At 52.7% G+C, this 19,681-nt stretch carries 21 protein-coding genes; 10 read left to right on the top strand and 11 right to left on the bottom strand.

The genetic code is table 11. The features are described from left to right. The first annotated feature begins 45 nt into the window (after window positions 1–45). Window positions 46–477 (top strand): helix-turn-helix domain-containing protein, encoded by a 432-nt coding sequence (locus LMS44_RS04510; RefSeq protein ID WP_022519612.1) that lies wholly within the window; start codon window positions 46–48, stop codon window positions 475–477. 16 nt (window positions 478–493) lie between these two features. Here the strand turns inward: LMS44_RS04510 and LMS44_RS04515 are convergent, their stop codons facing one another. Beyond that, complete coding sequence (locus LMS44_RS04515) at window positions 494–1,270, bottom strand: glutamate racemase (protein WP_022519611.1); 777 nt, start codon at window positions 1,268–1,270, stop codon at window positions 494–496. A 227-nt stretch (window positions 1,271–1,497) separates the two neighbouring features. On the opposite strand from LMS44_RS04515, the gene LMS44_RS04520 reads away from it, so the two are divergent. Next, the gene (locus LMS44_RS04520) at window positions 1,498–1,869 is read left to right on the top strand and encodes an antitoxin Xre-like helix-turn-helix domain-containing protein (RefSeq protein WP_022519610.1); all 372 of its coding nucleotides are present in this window, start codon (window positions 1,498–1,500) and stop codon (window positions 1,867–1,869) included. Beyond that, a complete protein-coding gene (locus LMS44_RS04525; RefSeq protein WP_498946950.1) occupies window positions 1,866–2,516 on the top strand; it encodes an RES family NAD+ phosphorylase in 651 nt (216 codons plus the stop codon). The genes LMS44_RS04520 and LMS44_RS04525 overlap by 4 nt, the downstream gene beginning before the upstream one ends. Here LMS44_RS04525 and LMS44_RS04530 read toward each other — a convergent pair. Further along, window positions 2,513–3,675 (bottom strand): IS3 family transposase gene (locus LMS44_RS04530; protein ID WP_174788252.1). Its coding sequence is split into 2 segments (ribosomal slippage): window positions 2,513–3,402 and window positions 3,402–3,675, totalling 1,164 coding nucleotides; the frame shifts between segments, so codons are not numbered across the junction. The genes LMS44_RS04525 and LMS44_RS04530 overlap by 4 nt on opposite strands. Before the next feature lie 39 nt (window positions 3,676–3,714). Between LMS44_RS04530 and LMS44_RS04535 the strand changes: the two genes are divergently transcribed. Continuing rightward, window positions 3,715–4,023, top strand: coding sequence for an alpha/beta hydrolase family protein (locus tag LMS44_RS04535; RefSeq protein ID WP_498946952.1), 309 nt, complete (start codon window positions 3,715–3,717; stop codon window positions 4,021–4,023). Window positions 4,024–4,122: 99 nt separating this feature from the next. Here the strand turns inward: LMS44_RS04535 and LMS44_RS04540 are convergent, their stop codons facing one another. From LMS44_RS04540 to LMS44_RS04560, 5 genes are all read right to left on the bottom strand, one after another. After that, window positions 4,123–4,617, bottom strand: coding sequence for a RidA family protein (locus LMS44_RS04540; protein WP_022519607.1), 495 nt, complete (start codon window positions 4,615–4,617; stop codon window positions 4,123–4,125). A gap of 58 nt (window positions 4,618–4,675) precedes the next feature. Continuing rightward, window positions 4,676–5,077 carry a c-type cytochrome gene (locus tag LMS44_RS04545; protein WP_138799702.1) on the bottom strand — a complete coding sequence of 134 codons (402 nt, stop codon included), beginning with the start codon at window positions 5,075–5,077 and terminating at the stop codon, window positions 4,676–4,678. A gap of 13 nt (window positions 5,078–5,090) precedes the next feature. Continuing rightward, window positions 5,091–6,677 carry a flavin monoamine oxidase family protein gene (locus tag LMS44_RS04550; protein ID WP_476489055.1) on the bottom strand — a complete coding sequence of 529 codons (1,587 nt, stop codon included), beginning with the start codon at window positions 6,675–6,677 and terminating at the stop codon, window positions 5,091–5,093. A gap of 340 nt (window positions 6,678–7,017) precedes the next feature. Then, window positions 7,018–7,362: a DUF952 domain-containing protein gene (locus tag LMS44_RS04555; RefSeq protein WP_138799703.1), complete on the bottom strand. Its 345-nt coding sequence runs from the start codon at window positions 7,360–7,362 to the stop codon at window positions 7,018–7,020. A 232-nt stretch (window positions 7,363–7,594) separates the two neighbouring features. Beyond that, on the bottom strand, window positions 7,595–11,068 hold the full coding sequence (locus LMS44_RS04560; RefSeq protein ID WP_498946955.1) for an acyl-[ACP]--phospholipid O-acyltransferase: 3,474 nt from the start codon (window positions 11,066–11,068) through the stop codon (window positions 7,595–7,597). Between the two features lie 159 nt (window positions 11,069–11,227). On the opposite strand from LMS44_RS04560, the gene LMS44_RS04565 reads away from it, so the two are divergent. Continuing rightward, entirely contained in the window at window positions 11,228–11,986 is a 759-nt protein-coding gene (locus tag LMS44_RS04565; RefSeq protein ID WP_027957211.1) for a helix-turn-helix domain-containing protein, read from the top strand. On the opposite strand, the gene LMS44_RS04570 is transcribed toward LMS44_RS04565, so the two are convergent. Then, on the bottom strand, window positions 11,979–12,914 hold the full coding sequence (locus LMS44_RS04570; protein WP_278370962.1) for a LysR substrate-binding domain-containing protein: 936 nt from the start codon (window positions 12,912–12,914) through the stop codon (window positions 11,979–11,981). The two genes, LMS44_RS04565 and LMS44_RS04570, sit on opposite strands and share 8 nt — an antisense overlap. 97 nt (window positions 12,915–13,011) lie before the next feature. On the opposite strand from LMS44_RS04570, the gene LMS44_RS04575 reads away from it, so the two are divergent. After that, window positions 13,012–13,941 (top strand): DMT family transporter, encoded by a 930-nt coding sequence (locus LMS44_RS04575; protein ID WP_027957209.1) that lies wholly within the window; start codon window positions 13,012–13,014, stop codon window positions 13,939–13,941. A gap of 36 nt (window positions 13,942–13,977) precedes the next feature. Beyond that, a complete protein-coding gene (locus LMS44_RS04580) occupies window positions 13,978–14,844 on the top strand; it encodes a putative RNA methyltransferase (protein ID WP_278370960.1) in 867 nt (288 codons plus the stop codon). Window positions 14,845–14,983: 139 nt separating this feature from the next. Here LMS44_RS04580 and LMS44_RS04585 read toward each other — a convergent pair whose 3' ends face one another. Next, the gene (locus LMS44_RS04585) at window positions 14,984–15,190 is read right to left on the bottom strand and encodes a cold-shock protein (protein ID WP_007111402.1); all 207 of its coding nucleotides are present in this window, start codon (window positions 15,188–15,190) and stop codon (window positions 14,984–14,986) included. A gap of 404 nt (window positions 15,191–15,594) precedes the next feature. Further along, window positions 15,595–16,335: an SDR family oxidoreductase gene (locus LMS44_RS04590; RefSeq protein WP_022523629.1), complete on the bottom strand. Its 741-nt coding sequence runs from the start codon at window positions 16,333–16,335 to the stop codon at window positions 15,595–15,597. Between the two features lie 210 nt (window positions 16,336–16,545). Here LMS44_RS04590 and LMS44_RS04595 point away from each other — a divergent pair, with 210 nt between their 5' ends. From LMS44_RS04595 to LMS44_RS04605, 3 genes are all read left to right on the top strand, one after another. Then, the gene (locus LMS44_RS04595) at window positions 16,546–17,490 is read left to right on the top strand and encodes an AraC family transcriptional regulator (RefSeq protein ID WP_039858993.1); all 945 of its coding nucleotides are present in this window, start codon (window positions 16,546–16,548) and stop codon (window positions 17,488–17,490) included. A 63-nt stretch (window positions 17,491–17,553) separates the two neighbouring features. Continuing rightward, window positions 17,554–18,816, top strand: a complete 1,263-nt coding sequence (locus LMS44_RS04600; protein WP_233973862.1) for a dicarboxylate/amino acid:cation symporter — start codon at window positions 17,554–17,556, stop codon at window positions 18,814–18,816. A gap of 35 nt (window positions 18,817–18,851) precedes the next feature. Further along, entirely contained in the window at window positions 18,852–19,334 is a 483-nt protein-coding gene (locus LMS44_RS04605) for a nucleoside deaminase (protein ID WP_278370957.1), read from the top strand. 82 nt (window positions 19,335–19,416) lie between these two features. On the opposite strand, the gene LMS44_RS04610 is transcribed toward LMS44_RS04605, so the two are convergent. Beyond that, window positions 19,417–19,590 carry a YqaE/Pmp3 family membrane protein gene (locus LMS44_RS04610; protein ID WP_009722289.1) on the bottom strand — a complete coding sequence of 58 codons (174 nt, stop codon included), beginning with the start codon at window positions 19,588–19,590 and terminating at the stop codon, window positions 19,417–19,419. Between the last annotated feature and the right edge of the window lie 91 nt (window positions 19,591–19,681).

Here is a 19,681-nt window from a genome sequence, read left to right on the forward strand (position 1 = left end):
AAAGTAGTCTTGTTATGACAAGGGTAAGTGGAAAAAGGAGTGACTATGCACGCACTCGTTGAGCAAGCGACGGAACACTGGGTTTATCTTGCCCCTCTTCTTAGCGATCCACATTCCGAAGCTGAATACGATGCCCGGGTCGAGGCGCTTGATGAAATTCTTGATCTTGTCGGTGACGATGAGACACACCCACTTGTCGGCCTGGCGAATCGCTTGGGTGATATCATTGAGTCCTATGATGAAGCACATCGCCCGATGCCTGAGGTGTCTGGAAGTGAGGTACTTCGCTACCTTATGCAAGAGCATGGGATAGCGCAGAGCGAGCTACCTGAAGTTGGCGCTCAATCAGTGGTGTCTGAAGTTCTCAGTGGGCGCCGCAAGCTGAACTGGCGCCAAATCTGCGAGCTTTCGGAACGGTTTGGCATCGCTACCGACTCGTTTAAAGAACCCAGGGAAAAACTACGCGTTTTGACCTGATAAAGCCTTATGGCGCTTAGACTACCTCTAGCGGTATATCGATGCCGAACTGCTGCAACATACGTCGGAATGTCTCAACATCATAGGCCTCGCTTTCTGTCACCAGACCTTGAATTTGGCCTGTGCCCGGCGTGCCATCGCCTAATCCAGCGACAATAGATTCGGCGGGGTCGAGGAATCGGCAACTGGGTCTCGCCGCTTCGAAGAAGGAGCGAAGCCATGGTAAATGCGTGCTGGAAAGTGTCAGCGTGTCGATATCGGGGTGCTGCCGGAAGACGCCGTCGATAAAAGCAGTGACCGCTTTCTGCGTCGCTTTTGGGTCGAATAGAAAGGCGCCATTCTCGACAAGCTCCACCATGGACGAAGCATTGATCAGGCTGACATTCTCCGGGTGGGGTGCATGGCGAGCTATGAACTGCTTGAGCGGCGAGCTTTCGATGAGTGAATGCACCCCCATGATGCCGATCTTGCCGCTCGCCGACATAGCGAGTGCTTCTTCGATGGGCGGGTAGACGCCGAACAATGGCACCAAGGTGCTTTGGCGAACATCATCCAGCACCATGATAGACGGTGCGTTCGATGCGATGACGATGGCAGAGGGTGCATAGCCCTCAAGAAAACGCAGTGTGCGATGCATGACAGCGAGTAGCTCTTCACGCCCTTTGCTCCCATAAGGAAAGCTCGCCCGATCAGCGAAATAAACAATATCCTGTTTGGGAAGGCGTTTATGTATCTCGGCAACAATGGCATAGCTGCCAATGCCAGCGTCGAAAACAGCGATTGGCTGGTGCATAGTAATATCCTGGGTGTCGGCTAAAGTCTAATGATCCATAATATTCTAATGCGATGGAAGCGTCATTTTTAGCTACTATGCTAGTTAAACTTTATACGATGCTGGGGCACGGCACTAAATGAAACCATTCGCCTGGCCACCTAGATAAATAGGAAAATTGTGCTCAGTGTGTGAATAAAGAACTTTTTTGCTATCATTGATGAAAATCCATCTCTCTGAGGTGCGCCATGCCAGCTCTTACTCAAACAAAGCCCACCCCCGAAATGGTGCTAGCTAAAGCAGTTTTGCGTGCTGCTGAGCAATTGGGTTTATCGCAGTCTGATTTGGCAGAGGTGCTAGGCGTACACCGCACGACTATTACCCAACTTAAAAAAAGCCTGAAGCTTGACCCGAACTCTAAGCAGGGTGAACTAGCTCTGCTGCTTATCCGCTTGGCTCGAGCATTATTCGCTCTTACCGGAGGCGACCAAACATGGATTCAGCATTTTATGCGAACATCCAATCGTGTTACTGGTGGCATCCCGGCCGAGCAGGTAACACGTTTGGAGGGGCTGTTTGCGGTACTGAGATTCGTGGATGGTATGCGGGGTAAAGTGTGAGTGTGTGGGAAGCCTGTGGCGGCGCGCGAAATATTAAACCTATTTCCGGAACCCTTTATCGACTGGTGGAAAGTCAGGAGCAAGTCGCAACGCTTAGCTATGTCGACACGTTAGAAGAGCAGGAGATGCTTGAAGCACTGCTTGAAACTGCTAAACCGCCTTACCCTGAACAGGAGCGAGACCTGCACTATCTTCTAAAAACCCCTTTTCGGTATCCCCCTCTCAAATGGGGGTCACGTTTTGGCCGTGTGTTTGAGCCAAGCATTTTCTACGGTGGTAAGGGCATTGCTACCACTCTCGCTGAATCTGCCTACTACCGACTGGTTTTCTGGTACTCCATGGAAGGTGATCCCGTTACTGCCTCGCTGCGCTCAGAGCACACACTCTTTTCTGTAGACTATGCCGCTAAACGGGGAGTGAGGCTATACGCAGGCTTCTTTGTCGACCACCTTGCGGTACTGAAACATCCAGTTGATTACGCCCCGTGTCAGCAATTGGGTAGCGCAATGCGTGGGGCAGGCGTTGAGGCGTTTGAGTATGCCTCCGCAAGAGATATTCAGGGTGGTGCGTGCGTGGGCTTGTTTACCCCTGATGCGCTTGCCCAGCATGAGTGTGATCTGGCAACAGTTTTCCGGACACTTTTTTAAGCGGCTGCACGTAGCCTCGATTCATAGTCCGCTGGACTCATATAGTCGTTGCTGGAGTGCAGCCGCACCCGATTATAAAATACCTCGATATACTCGAAGATCGCCTGCCTCGCTTCCTCTCGCGTCTTAAAGTCCTCGTGATACACCAACTCGGTCTTTAGAGTATGAAAGAAGCTTTCTGACGGGGCGTTGTCCCAACAGTTACCCTTGCGGCTCATGCTGCACTTGAACTCATGCTGCTTGAGCAAGCCCTGGAAACTATCCGAGGCATACTGGCTGCCACGGTCACTGTGAACCAGCAGACCGGCTGCTGGCCGACGCTTAAAGATCGCCATGGTCAGCGCGTCGTTCACCAACGCTGCCGGCATCCGGCTATCCATGGACCATCCGACGACCGCTCGTGAGCAAAGGTCAATGAAGACGGCTAGGTACAGCCAGCCCTCCCGTGTCGGGATATAGGTGATATCACCGACATAAGCCTGATCAGGCTCTGATGCCGTGAAGTTACGATTCAGCAGGTTCGCGGCTACCGGCTTGTTATGCTTTGAATTGGTCGTCGCTTTGAACTTGCGCCGCATCTTGCACTCAAGGCCCTCTTCACCCATCAATCGACCGATTCGACGGCGGCTGACGGTTTCTCCGTCTTCAGCCAGTTGCTTTTGAATACGCCGTGTTCCATAGGTTGAGCGGCTTTTTTTATGATGTTCACGAATACTGGCCTTCAACGCCTGATCATCCCGGACTCGCTGGCTGGACGGTCTAGTTCGCCACTCGTAATAGCCACTGCGAGAGACTTCAAACACTCGGCACATCAGGGCAGTGCTGAACGTGCCCCGATGCTCCTCGATGAAGCCGTACCTCAGTTCGATTCTTTGGCGAAGAAGGCCGCCGCCTTTTTTAACAGTTCCCGCTCTTCCTTCAGCCGAGCATTCTCACGCCGGAGTTGCTTCAACTCTTCATATAGGTGCTTGTCGTCAACCGCACTACTCGAATCACTCGTCTGCTTGCCATGGAATTTATCGATCCAAGTATGCAGCGTGTTGACGTTAACGCCCAACTCGCGCGCCGACTGGGCGATCGGTTGATCGGATTCCACCGCTAGTTTGACGGCGGCTTCTTTAAACTCGGCTGTATACGAATTGCTTTTTTTCTGACTCATGGCACACACCTTGATGGGCAGATAATATTATCTGCGTCTGTGTGTCCGGGAAACTATAACCACTTCAAACGCGCCTGGACATGGCGTAATAGTCACGAAGGCTTGCTGCCGACCACGCCGATCGAAATCGGACGCTACCCTGGGCCGCTACTGCTTTCCCATGGCACCAAAGACCGCATGTGGTCGGTGGAAATGACCAAGCGCCTGGAACAACGCCTGCGCGAGCATGGTCGCTCCCCAGAAGTTCACTACTACGAAGGTGAAGATCATATACCCAGTAGCTCTGGGCAGAATGCACACTGCCAACTACTGCTAGATTTTTTCTCAAAGCATTTGATAAAACCTTAAAAATAGAAGCGCGAACAGCCCCATAGTTGCTAGCGGTGCCATCACAAAACAGCCAACTACATTAATGTAGTCGGCTGTTTTGCTGTCCTGCTGTTTAAATTATGGCCTAACGGCGGTAACTTCGATCTCTACCAGCCAGCCGGGGTTGACCAGCGCATCGACGACCATGGCGGAGCGCACAGGGAGGTTAGGCTGCTCTTCGGTGCCAAAGAATTGTGTATATCCCGCCATGAAGCCTTTGAAATCGACGGTCTCACCCTCAGGGGCTACAAGAAACGCCTGCATTTTGACGATATCGCCGACACCTAAACCGAGACCTTCCAGGTTCGACTTAATGCGGTTCATAACCGTGACCGTTTGTTCTTCGGTTGTTCCAAACGCCTCCATACTATTTGGATCAGCATCTTCATTAATGATGCTAGGAACAGTGCCACTGAGATAAACCGTTGTACTATCGGAAGGGATTTCAACCGCCTGCAGTATAGGGAAATCTGAATTGGGAATGGGGTGGCGAATAATGTCTTCAGCAAGAGCCGAGCCCGCATAAGCAGAAAGAAGTGTTAGGCCAATAATCGTGCTTTTAAAACTCATCATATATTTCCTTTTGGGAGTAAGAACGCGTTTTGCGTTGCTTAAGGCTTAGCGAAAAGCCTTAGCGCATGTTCTTAACCAGTTCTGTACTGGCTTCGTTATCAGTGTAGTTATTACCAAAGTTGGTGCGGATAAAGTTCACCACCGAAGCAACTTGCTCGTCATCCAGTAAGCCGCCTAGCGGGGGCATGGCTTTATGTCCGTGAATAACAAGGCTGATAGGGTAAGCGGTCGCCATTAAGCTGGGATTGTTAGCAAGCGCTGGATATTCTCCTGCCCCTTTGGCGCCTTGCCCATTGGGCATGTGACAACCGGCGCAAACGCCCGCATAGATGGAAGCCCCGTCGGTTTGAGTTAACGTAGAAGGGTCATCGAACCAAGTGGTGATATCAATAGAGGTCTCCTGGGCGATGGCCGGCATTGAGAGAAAGAGTGCTGCCATTGATGTGAATAGCATTTTCATAATCACAGACTCCTCAAATCTCAGTAATGGTGGTATGTAGGCGTTCGACTGTATCCAGAGCGGAGAGTACGGCCCCTTCCATCCACGCAGGTAGATACGAAATATGCTCACCTGCCATTAGCGTTCGTCCATCCATTGCAGTGGCATCCTGGTAGTCCGCTTCACGGTCTTGCCACAGGCCATAGCAGCCTAAGGTCCATGGAACACGATGCCATGCGACTGAAGCGCCGGTTTTGAACTCATCGTAATATTGAGGGTGAATCTGCGAACCGTATTCCATCACTTTGTCGATACGTTCTTCGGGGGAGAGGGCGTTAAATTGATAGGCGTAGGCGCCCCAGGGGTAAGCCGCTAAAAGGACTCCTGGGCCATCGCTAAACATGTTGTAGGGGGGGTAAGAAATTAAAGTAATGGGAAGATTGGTATAGCTAATGCCGCCATAGATATGTTCGTCCTCTTCCCAGAAGCGCCGCTTAAACTCAATTCCAGCCTTGAAGGCTGATGCATAGGGCATTGAATCAATGATCTTGCTCATGCGAGGTGAAAAGTCATGGTCAATCTGGCTAAGCACGGAAAACGGAATGGTGCAGATACAGTAATCGGCCGTTTCTGTCTGCTCATTGCTACCACTATCGGCAGATATCCAAGAGGCGGTTACTTGGTCGCCTTCGTGGCGTATGCGAGTCACTTTCGCGTTGTAGGTAATCAGCTCGCCAACCTGTTCTTCAAACCCTTTTGCAATCATGTCCATTCCACCCACCGGCTGGAAAATGGTGGACTGCATGTGCAAATTATCGCCAGTGGTAAGGTTACGCCATAACGTTGAGTTTAGTATTTCTGAGAGTGAGTTGACCTGAGATGGCTCAGGCTTTCCATCAACACCGCCGCCTTCAGGGTGACTCCAACCTCGGAAAGTGGAGGACTCGCTGCCCGTTATATAATCTAGGTTGTCATTTAATGCGCCATAGCGTTTAAGTGCGGCAACGAGCTTTTCTGCATCTTCAACACTAACTGCCTCATCTAGCCCCTGTTGATCAACGACTTTGGCAAGTAGCTCTGCAACGTGACCTCTGAAATCGGTGGCCACTTCCTTGAAGCGTTGAGGCTGAGCATCAAAGGCTTCTGAGTCGTGTAAGTAAGCGTTGTAATTGACCTGAATAAAGGGTTCTAGTTTCACTCCAAAGCGTTTGCAGTAATCCAATACGGCGAAGTGATCCGAAGGGATTCGCCATGGGCCAGGATTTAAGTAGTTGCCTTCAGCAAAATCGATATGCTGGGTAAAACCGCCTAACTCGGTGTAGCTATCTCCACCGCGTAACGTCCAGCAGCGGCCACCTGCTTTATCGCGATACTCCAGCACTTTGACATTATAACCAGCGTTGCGCAGTTCAAAGGCTGCCGTCATACCGGCTAAGCCAGCCCCTAAGATTAATATATTGGTATTGTCAGGGGCTCCCTGTAGGTTTAAGCGCCCTCGCCAATTAGACTGAGATGCAAAGCCCATTGTGCTCATTGCGGAATACATGGCCGCAGCTCCCGCCACCGCGCCCACCATGCCTAAAAAAGATCGACGCGTTACACCTTCTGGATTGAATGACATTGCTACCTCACTATGAAGTCATAGGCAGGCAAGTAGAGTCCTTTCAGTAACGTGATGTCGTCCTACTGCAGCAGGCGCTGCGTTGAATTAATCTTCAGGGCTCTAATTATCCGGCCAATATACGTAATATCTGAACGTATGCAGGTGATGTGCCAAATTAAATTAACCCTTTGTTTTTATTATATAAGTAAAAGTTTATACATGATTTTAAGGAAACACGCACTGATAAAAACGTCCAACTTAGTGCGCATTTCTAGGGGGATCTCCTTTTTGGTGCGAAAGAGGGTGTATTGGTAAGCGGATATCTGCTTTTGATTTCCCTTATATTCCGCATAATCTTCTAGATATTTTCTCCCCACCCAAAAAGCCCCTCTTGGTAGCTAAGAGGTGTGGCGGTGATGATGGCTGCTTGGGGCAGGTTGTCGATATGTGCTCTCGGCTGCAGCCAGGGCTGCTCGTCACTGGGTGGCAACCACTCAATACGGTCGCTAAATAGCGCATCATCAATCTCTAACACCAACGGTGCTTCTGCATAGACGAAGTATTTGTTGGCGATAAAAAGAACAGCTTCTTCAACATTCAAATGAACGCAGTCGAGCTTATGATCGTTTCCGCAGCGGGGTACATAGCCAAGTTGCTGAGTTTGATCCCAAATAGTTTTACTAACGACTCTGAATAAGCGCATAAGAGCTCCAGTGGTTTTTTTCCGACTAAGGTAGCCTAAAACCTAAAGTTAACTTGAGGTCAAGTGGCGCTGAAGATGTAATATCAGGTATGGAGTCATGCTGCTGATTGAGCAATGGCTAAGCTAAGCGGCCTGCTGATTTTAGAACTGATTTATTAAGAAGAGCGCGATACTGCACAGCGCACATTGAGTTTGGGCTTTGCTGTACAGTATCTCATTCCAACATCAGCTTTTAATGCTTCAGTTCTTCCTCTATCAGTTCTTTGGCCAAACGTTTCGCCCCTGCAAAGTCCGCTTTTCCAGAGCCAAGGTGAGGGATGGTCTCTACCGTAAACCAATGGCTGGGGATCATCATGGGTGGCGTACCGTTAGCGAGCATAGTGGCCTTGACGGTTTTGGCGTCTAACGCTGTTTCTGAAAGCAGCACAATGCGCTCGCCCTTGCGGCTATCGGGAATACTCACTGCCATCAGCGCGGTGTCTGTATCCTCCAGAGCCGCCTTAACCGCCGTTTCAACGGCACTGAGACTGATCATTTCACCGCCTATGTTGGCAAAGCGAGCGTAGCGGTCAAGCAGGGTTAAGAAGCCATCTTCATCGAGAAAGCCTTTATCCCCTGTTATGTACCAGCGGTGGCCATCGATCACGTGGAGTGCCTTGGCCGTGCGGTTGGGGTCATTGAGATAGCCCTGCATTATTTGCGGGCCGCTAATCAATATCATACCGGCCTCACCGGTCGGCAGCTCTTCAAAGCTGTCAGGGTCGACGATTTTGAAGCTGGTGCCGGGCAAAGGCATACCGACGGTGCCTGCTTTGCTGCCCCGCTGCACCTGTTGATAGTGAACGCCCATGGCGTCGGGCAGATTCACTGAGGCGACTGGGGCGATTTCCGTGGCACCGTAGCCTTCATAAATAGGCTTGTGGAATTTTAGCGCAAAGCTGCTACGCACGTTTTCGTCGAGCTTCTCAGCTCCGGCAACCACCACCCTCAAGCTCTCCAGCATTAACGGATGCACCTTTGAGCTGCGTATAAACAGTCTTAAAAAGCTGGAGGTGCCGAACATGATAGTGGCTTTGTGCTTGGCAATAGCGCCCGCAATGCCGGGGGCATCGGTGGGGTCGGCGTGGCACACCAACGGCAGCCCTTCAATCAGCGGTAGCAGCTGGGTGACCGTAAGGCCAAAGGCGTGGAACAGCGGCAGTGAGCCCATTACAACGTCGTTGCTCTGGGTGTTGAGCACGTCAGAGGTCTGCTTGATATTGGCCATCAGGTTGCGGTGGCTCAACATCACGCCCTTGGGTTCGCCTTCACTTCCGCTGGAGAACAGGATGGCGGCGGTGGCGTCGGCATCGTGGCCGTGGCAGAAGCAGCGCTGTAGCAGCCAAGTCGGCAGTATTCTCACCGCCAGCCAGGTACTCAAGCGTTCGCCACGGCCAATCGTGGCCTGCAGGTCTTCTAAAAAGACCACCTGTTTCTCGCGAAGCAATTGGCTAACGTCGAGCCCGCGTTGCTCAAGCTTCTTCACAAAGCGCTGTGAGGTGAATACGGTAGCGATTTCCGCCTGGGAAAGGGCAGAGGTCAGCGCCTCGTGGTCGGCGGTGTAATTAAGGTTCACTACCGTTTTACCCGCCAGCAGCGTGGCCATATTAGTGATAACCCCGGCGCTGCTAGTTGGTAGCAGTAGGCCAACGTTCTGCCCTGGGTTGAGCTTGCGAAGTCGTTTTGCCATCAGCAGGCTGGCGGTGAGCGCTTGGCTTGCGTTGAGTGGGCGGCCCAGGGTATCAGCTAAGGCAAGGTCGCTAGGACGGCGCTTAACGCTTTGAATCCAGGCGTTAGGCAGGCTCGGGAGCTCGCCCATGGCCCGCTGCCAAGAGCGGGTAGCCTGCTCAAAAATACGCCGTTTAAGCACATCGGCAGAGGTGTCTTTGGGCAGCGGCTTGCCAAAAGCGACCACTACCGAGCGGTGGAATGGCGAATTGCGCAATTCTTTAAGCTTGCTGGATGAGCGGGAGAACTGGCTGCCCCACAGCCCACGTAGATAAAAAGGCACAATTTTGACGTCTGGATTCGCCATCTCACAGGCGCGTTCATAGCCACGATGGAATTCGCCCAGTTGACCAGTGCGGCTGATCGCCCCTTCAGGAAACAGGCACACTACCTCGCCTGCGTTGAGCTGTTCAGCGACATCGGCCAAGGCCTTTTCGGCACCGCTGCCGCGCTCGATGGGAATACACCCCAAGGCTTTGAAGAACCAGCGCAGGTACCAACGCTGGTAAACCGATCTGAGCATTACAAAGCGCACTGGGCGGGGGCTGGCGATTTGTACCATGGCCCAATCCACCCAGCTGATATGGTTGCCCAATAGCAGTACGCCGCCCTGGGCGGGCAGGTTCTGCAAGCCATGGACGTCTACACGATAGCGGCGTGTCAGCAGGAAGCTCAACAGAAAGCGCACCAAGCTTTGGGGCAGCTTAACAATGGTGTAACCACCGCCCACCATGGCCACGGTAGCGATCAGTAGCAGCAGGTAGTGGCTATTCACTCCCGCCAACGCGAACAGCGCCGTGAGCACCAAAAAGCCCATCATGGCGATGTTTTGAATCCAGTTATTAGCGGCCAGCACGGTGCCTAGCTCGTTATCGGCGGCGTGAAACTGAATCAGCGCATTGAGCGGCACGATGAACAGCCCACCCATGATGCCGATGAACACAAAGTTCAGCGCTTGGCCAACGGGTGTGGTCAACAGCGGCAAGCACCATAAACCCACGGCCACCCCAATAGCGCCTACGGGGATCAAGCCGGTTTCAATACGGTTGTGGGAAAGTTTGCTGGCGAATAGCGAGCCAAGCGCAATTCCGATGCCGCTAGCGGCGAGAATTCCCTGAAGCACTAAGGTGTTATCGATACTCAGGGCATCTTTGGCATAAGCAGGAAAGGCCGCCAGCAGCACTTGGCCCACTGACCAAAAGGTGGCAAGGCCGATAATGGAGAGCCTGATGACAGGCTGGCGAGCGATAATTCTCAGGTTGTCTTTCAAGGCAGCACCCTTGATGTAGCGCTGCCAGGTCAGCGGCGACTCTGATCGATTGGATGCATCAAGCGGAAGGCGGTAAAGCGTTACGACCTGGATGGCGCTATTGAGCACCAGCAGCCAGCCCAGAGGGGCTATTTGGCGCAACAGCTGTGCTGGGGTTTGATCATCAGGGGTAATCCAGGTTTCAAACAGTGCGGTAAACGCCACGGTGCCCGCCAGAATGGCTCCAATCGTGACGGCCTGGATCAGCCCGTTGGCTTCCGCCAAGCGCGGCTTGCCGAATAGCCCTTTTACCAGGCCGTATTTGGCCGGTGAGTAAAAGGCTGATTGAATCGCCAGCAGCAGCGTCATGGAAAATGCCAGCCAGAACCAGCCCTGGTAGTAAGCGGCGGTGATGCCCAGCGAGACCACGACGGCGGCCCAGGCCGATGTGCGCAGAACACGTACCTTGGGATAGCTGTCAGCCACATGGCCCGCCGGGCTGAACAGTAAAATAAACGGCAGCAGGATAAGTCCGTTGACCAGTGCGGTGAGCACGATCTGTGCTTCGCCATCGTAACTTTTGAAGATCGTGTTCTGAATGACGATCTTGTGCCCCAGATCCACAAAGGCATTGAGAAAAATAGCGATCAAATAGGGCAAAGCGCCCTTCAAGTGCAGTAGTCGATGCATCGTTGTTTAGCCTTCTTAATCCCTGGAAGTCGTAGCACTTTCTCTGTGAGGCTTACTGGTTGCAACTCATTTGCACAAAGTTGTGTTATGGGTGCTGGTTGGTATCGTTATTTGCTACTTTTATGTTGTCTGTTCTTTCATTTCACTGATGAGATTTCAATGTCCCAAGCCGATTCGCTGATTGAAACGCTAAAGCGCCAGCTCCGCGCTCAGGGTAAAACCTATGCCGATGTTGCTCAGTGGTTGGCACTGAGCGAGGCCTCCGTGAAGCGCCTGTTTGCTGAAAAACACTTTACGCTATCGCGGTTAGAGTGCATCTGCGACCAGCTAAATATCGAATTCGCTGAACTGGTGCAGACCATGCAAGCGGACGAGCAGCGTTTGCAGGAGCTAACCCATGGCCAAGAGCAGAGTATTGTGGATGACCGTGAGCTGTTTCTGGTGGCTGTCTGCGTCATCAATGGCTATAGCTTCGACGAAATTCATCACCAGTACCAGCTCAGTGAAGCAGAATGTATCCGGCAGTTACTGAAGCTTGAGCGGCTTAAGCTTGTAGAGCTACTTCCCGATAACCGGATCCGGCGGCGGGTCGCTGCTAATTTCCGCTGGCGGGCGGATGGGCCGATACAGCGTTTCTTTCAACAGCATATCGCCAACGAGTTTTTCCGTTCCCGTTTTGATAGTGACAGCGAAAAGCTCATTGTCCTCAATGGCCTATTATCTTCTGCGGGTAATGCTGAATGGCAGCAGACCATGCAGCGCCTGGCGAAAGAGTTTCATGCGCTATGCGAACGGGAGAGCGGGCTGCCGATCCATCAGCGGTTTGGCACGACCTCTGTGCTGGCGGTACGGCAGTGGCAGTATGGGCTGTTTCAGGATTACAAGCGGGGTGGCCAAATAGCTCCCAACGCTACGTAGATGTGTTCCGGAAGAGAGTGGCCTCTTGTTCTAGCCACTCGACGAAGCGTGCTACCGCTGGTGGCGTTTTTCCATCACTAGGCAGAATCAGTTCGTAGGCGAACGGAGAAGCGAGTGGATAGTGTTCCGCGAAGGGGCGTACCAAAACACCGCTCGCTAGCCGGTCAGCCACCAATGGGTAGCTGGCGAGTACCACGCCTTGCCCGGCAATGGCCTGATCGAGAGCCAAGCTGTAAAGCGAGTATTGCCGCTGGTTGGGCATCTTGTTTAGCGCTACCCCGGCGCTTTTAAACCAATCGCTCCAGCTTGGAATGGGGTGGCCTGCGTGGCTGCACCAATCCACGGTGAGCAGTGTCTGTGCCAGCAAATCGTCGGGGGTTTGCATGTTTGCCTGCGCTAATAGAGAGGGCGAACAAACCGGAAATAACGTGTCTTCAAACAGGCGCAGGCTGGTGACACCGGGCCAAGGGCCCTGGCCATAGCGCAATGATAAGCGTGCCCTGTTGGGCAACCACAGCGGTGGCGTTAAGCGCGCCTCGGCATCCAGAGAGATTTCTATTTGCCGTTCATTAGCTTCAAAGTGGGGTAAGCGGGGGAGTAGCCAGAGTTGTAGAAAGGAGGGTGGTGCACTCAGTAGCAATCGAAAGGCCTCTTCTGAGCGCTCGGTGACGTTTTGTACGCCGCTGGCGATGCGCAAAAGGCCTGCCTGCACATCTTCAGCCAGTACCCGGCCTGCTTCGGTAACGCATACCCCATTGGCATGACGCTCAAACAGCACCACGCCTAAGTGATCTTCCAACTGTTTGATCTGTCGGCTAACGGCGCCAGGCGTCACCCCAAGGCGATAAGCGGCGGCTTTGAAGCTATTTTCTCGCACGGCTTCGGCAAACGCGCGCAATGCATTCAGCGGTAGCCTTTCTATTCTCATAGCGTGAGTTTTCCTAAGCCTAGGGCCGATAAGTAATCGTTTGTATGCAATGACGCTTACTGCTGCAATGGGCACCTATATGTTATAGGAGCCCGCAATGAGTAATCAAAGAATAGCCGCCACCAACCACACTGTCTGCATGGTTGGTCGAACGCAGCGAAAATCAGTGGACGCAACGGCAGCATCGTTGATGCTGCTATTTTGCCTGGTGTTGGGTTTTCAGCAGGTAGCGATCAAGGGTGTGGCTGAGGATATCTCACCCGTGGTGCAGATGGCTCTGCGCTCAGCCTTGGCGGTGTGTCTGGTCGGCGGGCTGGCTTATTGGCGCGGTATTCGCTGGGCGGATGTGGGTCATCATTGGGGCCCTGGGTTGCTGGTGGGCCTGGGGTTTGCGGCTGAGTTCGCTTTTATCGCCTGGGGATTAACCTATACCTTGGCGTCCCACATGTCGGTCTTTCTGTATACTGCGCCCATCTTCGCTGCCCTGGGTTTGCATCTTTGGGTACCTGGCGAGCAACTCTCCATTCGCCAGTGGTGGGGCGTTGGCTTGGCATTTCTGGGAATGGTGATTGCCATGGCGCCAAGCGGTGCTTACAGCATCGAGATTCTTATTGGGGATACGCTGGGCTTGCTCGCTGGCCTCTCATGGGCGGCCACGACCGTTGTGATCCGCAAGACTTCGCTTTCTGAGGCGCCAGCAGAGCTCACTCTGAGCTATCAATTGAGCGTGACGGCGTTGTTGCTCCTGCCGTTGGCGGCTATATCCGGGCAGCTAATGAGCGCGCAGTTTACCCCAATGGCGTTAGCCAGCCTTGGCTTTCAGACGCTGATCATTTCGTTTGCTGCGCTGCTGTTATGGTTTACCTTGCTGCGCCGCTACCGCGCTTCGCAGTTAGGCGTGTTTTCTTTCTTGGCGCCGCTTTTCGGTATTCTGTTTGGTACACTGCTGCTCAATGAGCCGCTGAGTATTAATTTTATAATCGGCGGTGGCGTTATTTTAGTTGGCATCATTCTGGTGACTCGCTAAACGCATGCACCCATCTACCTTTGCGAAGACACCGATATGAGCATCACCCCTTTTCAAGCACTGGCGTGCCCGCTAGACGGAAAACCACTCAGTTGGTCGGCTAGTGTTTGGCGATGCTCTGATGGCCACAGCTTTGATATTGCTAAGCAGGGCTACGTTAATTTACTGCCTGTGCAGCAAAAGCGTTCCCACGATCCGGGGGATAGCAAGGCGATGGTAGCTGCTCGCCAGCGTTTTCTTAACGCGGGGTACTATCAACCCATTGCGGAGGCAGTCCGTCATGCTGTGTTGGGCCATGCCGAGGTTCAAAAGGCAGACAGACTGCCTTTTAGCTGCCTGGATGCGGGCTGCGGTGAAGGTTATTACCTTCGCCAATTAGCTGACGCGGCGACTAACGCGCAGCCACTTTCACTGATGGGGCTGGATATCTCTAAATGGGCGGTATTGGCCGCAGCAAAACAGGATGCTAAGCAGGCACCGCTAAGCAGCTGGGTCGTGGGGAGTAATGCACACTTGCCGGTGCAGACGGGAACGTTGGATAGCGTGCTGTGCATGTTTGGCTTTCCAGTGGTAAGCGAGTTTGCTCGTGTGTTGAAAACCGGTGGCGTACTACTGCAGGTTGAAGCGGGGCCTAATCACTTGAGGGAGCTGCGGGAGATTATCTACCCCACGTTAAAAGCTGAACGTGCGAGTGAGACGGTAGTGCCCGATGGCTTTATTCACCATGGCAGCGAGAGGGTAAGCTACTCAATTGCACTAAATGGAAGTGAGGAAATTGCCGATCTGTTGGCGATGACGCCGCATCTTTACCGAGCCAGCGCTGAGGGGCGTGATCGAGCAGCGGCACTTGAGGTGCTGGTGGTGACGGTGGATGTGCGAATAGTGATGTACATGCGAATATAGAAGGGTAGTGCAAACGCAGCTTCCCTTTAGTCTGCTCTAAACGCGCAGTTTTAATATGCCCAAACGCAACAAGGCCCGCATAAGCGGGCCTTGTTATCCGAACCTTAGAAGGTTCGAGCAAATTCTTAAGCGCTAGGGCTTAGGAAATTTGCTTGATGTTTGAAGCTTGGAGGCCTTTCTTACCCTGGGTAACGTCAAAAGAAACGTTAGCGCCTTCTTGCAGGGTTTTGAAGCCGTCTGCTTGAATTTCAGAGAAATGGGCAAACAGGTCATCGCCGCCGTCAGAAGGAGCAATAAAACCGAAGCCTTTAGTATCGTTGAACCACTTAACTGTGCCAGTAGACATAGTAAAAATCCTTTCGCGCAAAGCGCTTTGTAAAGTTCCTGGTATCACCCAGATTAATAGCGGATAAAACAAGGAATACAATTACAGTCTTGCCGAAAGATTTTGTACACGTCTATCTCGTACATTTCTAAATCTTTTTCGTACACTTCTGAAACCATGCTTGCTTGCTAACCAACTGGCGCTACATTGTCATGAATTGTAGCGCGTGTCAAAGCCTTTCTGGATTGTCTTGCCTATGGGGCGCAGTGAGAGCCTCTATTAGAGGTGGTCGCTGGAAAGTAGTGATAATGCCAGCGACCATCAGGGCACGTTTCCAGTAAATGGGAAGCTTGTTTTCTTACATGAATGTCGCTCGGGCTAATGTTTACGTTTGGCCAAAAGCTCGGACAGCACCTGACGCGCAGTTAGTGACTCGCTGTAGGCCGTACGACGATATCGCTGGTATCTACGTCATCGGGCTGGTTGATGGCATGCGCAATGGCGGAGGCGATCGCTTCGGGCTTGAGGGCAATTTGGCGGAAAAGGTCGATTGCCTTTGCGGTTTCAGAGTCGGTGATGGTATTGGCCAGTTCTGACTCCACTACCCCGGGGTAGACACAGGTCACGCGTATCTTGTCGGTTTCCTGACGTAGCCCATCGGAAATAGCGCGCACCGCATATTTAGTGGCGCAATAGACTGCTGCGGTGGGCATAACAGTGAGGCCACCGATGGAGGAGATGTTGATCACCTGGCCACTTTCCTGGGCCTGCATAGTAGGCAGAACAGCGGCGATACCATTGAGTACGCCGCGAATGTTGACATCGATCATGCGGTTCCACTCATCTACTTTGAGCGCTGCCAAAGGCGATAGGGGCATGACGCCCGCGTTGTTGACGATGACATCTATGCGGCCGTGGGTTTTGATCGCGAAATCCGCAAACGCCTGCATGTCTTTAAGGTCGGTGACATCCAGCGCCTGGAAATCCACGCTGCCGCCCTCTTCGCGAAGGGAGTGGGTCAATGCTTCCAACCGATCAGTTCGGCGTGCGCCAATAATCAAACGGTGCCCTTGACCTGCAAGCCAGCGAGCAGTGGCTTCACCGATGCCGCTGCTGGCACCGGTCAGTAAAACGACTTTGGAAGATGGGGTTGTTAAAGCAGTCATTGGATAATCCTAAGGGTGGTGGGTACCCAGAGAAGATTAAGCTGCTGCGGCTGGCATCTGTATAGGCGATCCTATTGCATGCTTGCCTAATCCTATTTGTTTGTTAAAGGTGGGCGGCGAGGCAAGCAACACAGCATGTATATTGCTCTTATGGTGTTATTGGCTCTTAGGGTTGATTCAGGTGCGGCACGCATGACCAAGGTGGTTAACATGACACTGAAGAGCGATTCTGTGGTTTACAGCAATATCGTCGAATGCTTATACCAACTCGCACCACACGAGGGGTATACCCAGTCGCTATTGGACGGCGTACGCTTTATGCGTTCCAATCGCCCGCTTAAAAACACCTCTGTGCTCTACGAGCCGAGTATCGTCATCATCTGCCAAGGCCGAAAGCGTGGCTATTTGGGAGATGAGGTGTATATCTACGATGCGCAGCGCTATTTGGTGCTATCAGTACCCTTGCCGTTTACTTCGGAAACAGAAGCCAGCCCTGACGAGCCAATGCTGGGTATTGCTATCCGCCTGGATGCGGTGGTAATCGCCGAATTGGTGACGATGTTGGAGGCGTCAGGCGAGTATGGGTTTGAGGCGCCGCGCGGCATGCTTTCAAGCCTGCTGGAAGAGCCGCTGGCAGATGCGACATTACGTTTATTGAATGCGCTTACCTCACCAACGGATGCGCATATTCTTGCCCCTTTTATTGTCAGGGAGATCTGCTATCGGGTATTGACGGGAGAGCAGGGCGGCAGTGTTCGAACAGCGCTCTCCCATTATGGGCAATTTGGTAAAATTGCTAAGGCGCTCAACCGTATTCATGCTAACTATGCCGATGCGCTGGAAGTAGCAAGCCTGGCGAATGAAGCTGGCATGAGTGCGCCAGCCTTTCACGTACACTTCAAGGCGGTCACCCAGACCTCACCTATCCAGTACATTAAATCCACCCGCTTGCACCATGCTCGGCTGTTAATGATACGTGATGGGTTGACGGCTGCCGCGGCCGCTAGCCGAGTGGGCTATGAAAGCCCCTCCCAGTTTAGTCGTGAATTCAAGCGCTTCTTTGGCCGCCCACCAGCAGAGGAGGTGCGTACCATGAAGGCAAGCCTTGATTTATTGCCGCCTACTCACCTGGTAGATATCGCTGTGCCACACTAATAGAGTGTGATGTACGCTTATCAAATTAGACCTACCAACTTCTTCAAATCTGTAGGGACGCAAATGACTCGTATATGGAAGGCCTATGCTCAGGCATCGTTGATTTTACGCGTCACTGTTGCGCTTGTTCTGGGCGTTGTCGTTGGGCTTATTGGTGGTGAGACAGTGGCTGCCTGGCTAGCGCCGCTGGGTGACCTGCTGCTACGGCTGCTTACTTTTCTGATTGTCCCCATTGTACTGTTTACGCTGATGGTGGGGGTGAATCAGTCCCGGGAGGGAAGAGCTGGCCGCGTGGGCGGCAAGGTGTTTGGTTATTACCTTACCTCTTCAGCGCTGGCGATCATGGTGGGCTTAGCGGTTGCCACGTTGTTTAGCCCCGGCAGCGGTATGACGTTGGATGAGAGTGCCAGTTTCTCGGTGCCCGAGAATCCAGGCGTTGTCGATACGCTGCTGAATATAGTGCCGGATAATATTATTGGTGCGTTTGCCGAACTCAACATGTTGGGCATTATTTTTACGGCGCTGGTGTTTGGCATCGCACTGCTAAAAATGCGCCAGTCGGAGCGCCAACATGCTATGGGTGAGCGTCTTTATGAGGTGATTGAAGCGCTAAACGAGGTCACTCTAAAAGTGATGTCGGGGGTGTTGCACTATGTGCCCATCGGCGTGTTTGCGATTGTCGCCGAAACGGTGAGTCAGCAGGGTTTGGCAACGTTGCTCTCATTGGGCGATATGGTGGTTGTGCTTTATATCGCCCTGGCAACCCAGCTGCTGATTTATTGCGGCATCATGCGGCTGTTTGGCGTGAAGCTGCGCACCTTTTTTCGCGAAGCCCGTACGCCCATGGCCACGGCGTTTGCTACCCAAAGTAGCTCGGGTACGTTACCGCTAACGGTTAATGCTGCCCACCGCTTAGGAATTCCCAAAAGCATCTATGGTTTTAGTCTGCCGTTAGGGGCTACTTTAAATATGGATGGAGCGGCGATTCGTATCGCCATCTCGGCGGTGTTTGCCGCCAACGTGATTGGTGCACCGCTGGATTTCATCAGCATGGTGCAAATAGTGTTGATCGGCACGCTAGTGTCGGTGGGCACGGCAGGGGTGCCGGGGGCCGGTATCATAATGATCGCCACGGTGTTTGCCCAGGTGGGCCTACCGATTGAAACCGTCGCGTTGCTCACCGCTATCGATGCACTGGTGGGAATGGGCTGTACGGCGCTGAACGTGACAGGCGACTTGGTCGGCACCTCTGTGATAGCCCGTAGTGAAGGAGGGGAGTTGCAAGAGGAGTTTGTCGAAGAAGCACCAGCGACGGCAAAGGGGTAAATGCAGTAGGCCAATGACGACTATAAGGAGAGCCCATGTTGGATGATCGAGAGCTCGCTTACTTAACACTTGCCGTTGAGCTAGCCGAAGAGGCTCTTGACGCGGGTGATGAACCCTTTGGTAGCGTGCTGGTAAGTGCCGAAGGTGATGTGTTGGCAGAAGATCGTAACCGCATTGCTGAAGGGGATTCTACTCAGCACCCTGAATTCTTCCTGGCGCGCTGGGCAGCGCAGCATATGACGCCGGCGGAGCGAGCAACGGCGACCGTTTATACGTCGGGTGAACACTGCCCTATGTGTGCCGCTGCCCACGGTTGGGTAGGACTTGGGCGTATTGTCTACGTCAGTTCATCTCAGCAGCTGAGTCGCTGGCTGGCCGATTTGGGTGTGGCCCCGTCGCCAGTCGCGACCCTGCCTATTCAGCAGGTGGTGCCTGGGCTCAAGGTGGAAGGCCCGATAGCGGAGCTGGATGAGCGCGTTCATGCGTTGCATAAGCGGCGCCATGCCCGCCTATCGTGATGATATAAAAAAGCCGCCCAAGCGTTAACTTGGGCGGCATCGTTTTGACTATACGTGGCTCTTAAAAACCGGCTATTAAAACCTAGTGCTTCAATATCACATAAAACGCATGAATAATGCCCGGTACGAAGCCAAATAGCGTTAGAATAATATTCAGCCAGAAATGCCCTTTAAAACCGACCTCAAAAAATACGCCGAGTGGGGGAAGTATTACGGCAAAAATCATCTTGATTGGATCAGTCGCTGTAAACGCCATGAAGCCTCCTTTGCTTTCATTGGTGTAACTTGTACAAGTGTAGGCACGATCAACTTATTTATCCATGCCTTGGCTAATTTCCTGTGACTGG

Origin of the sequence: Halomonas profundus (assembly GCF_020865425.1) — a bacterium.
Classification (GTDB): domain Bacteria; phylum Pseudomonadota; class Gammaproteobacteria; order Pseudomonadales; family Halomonadaceae; genus Vreelandella; species Vreelandella titanicae.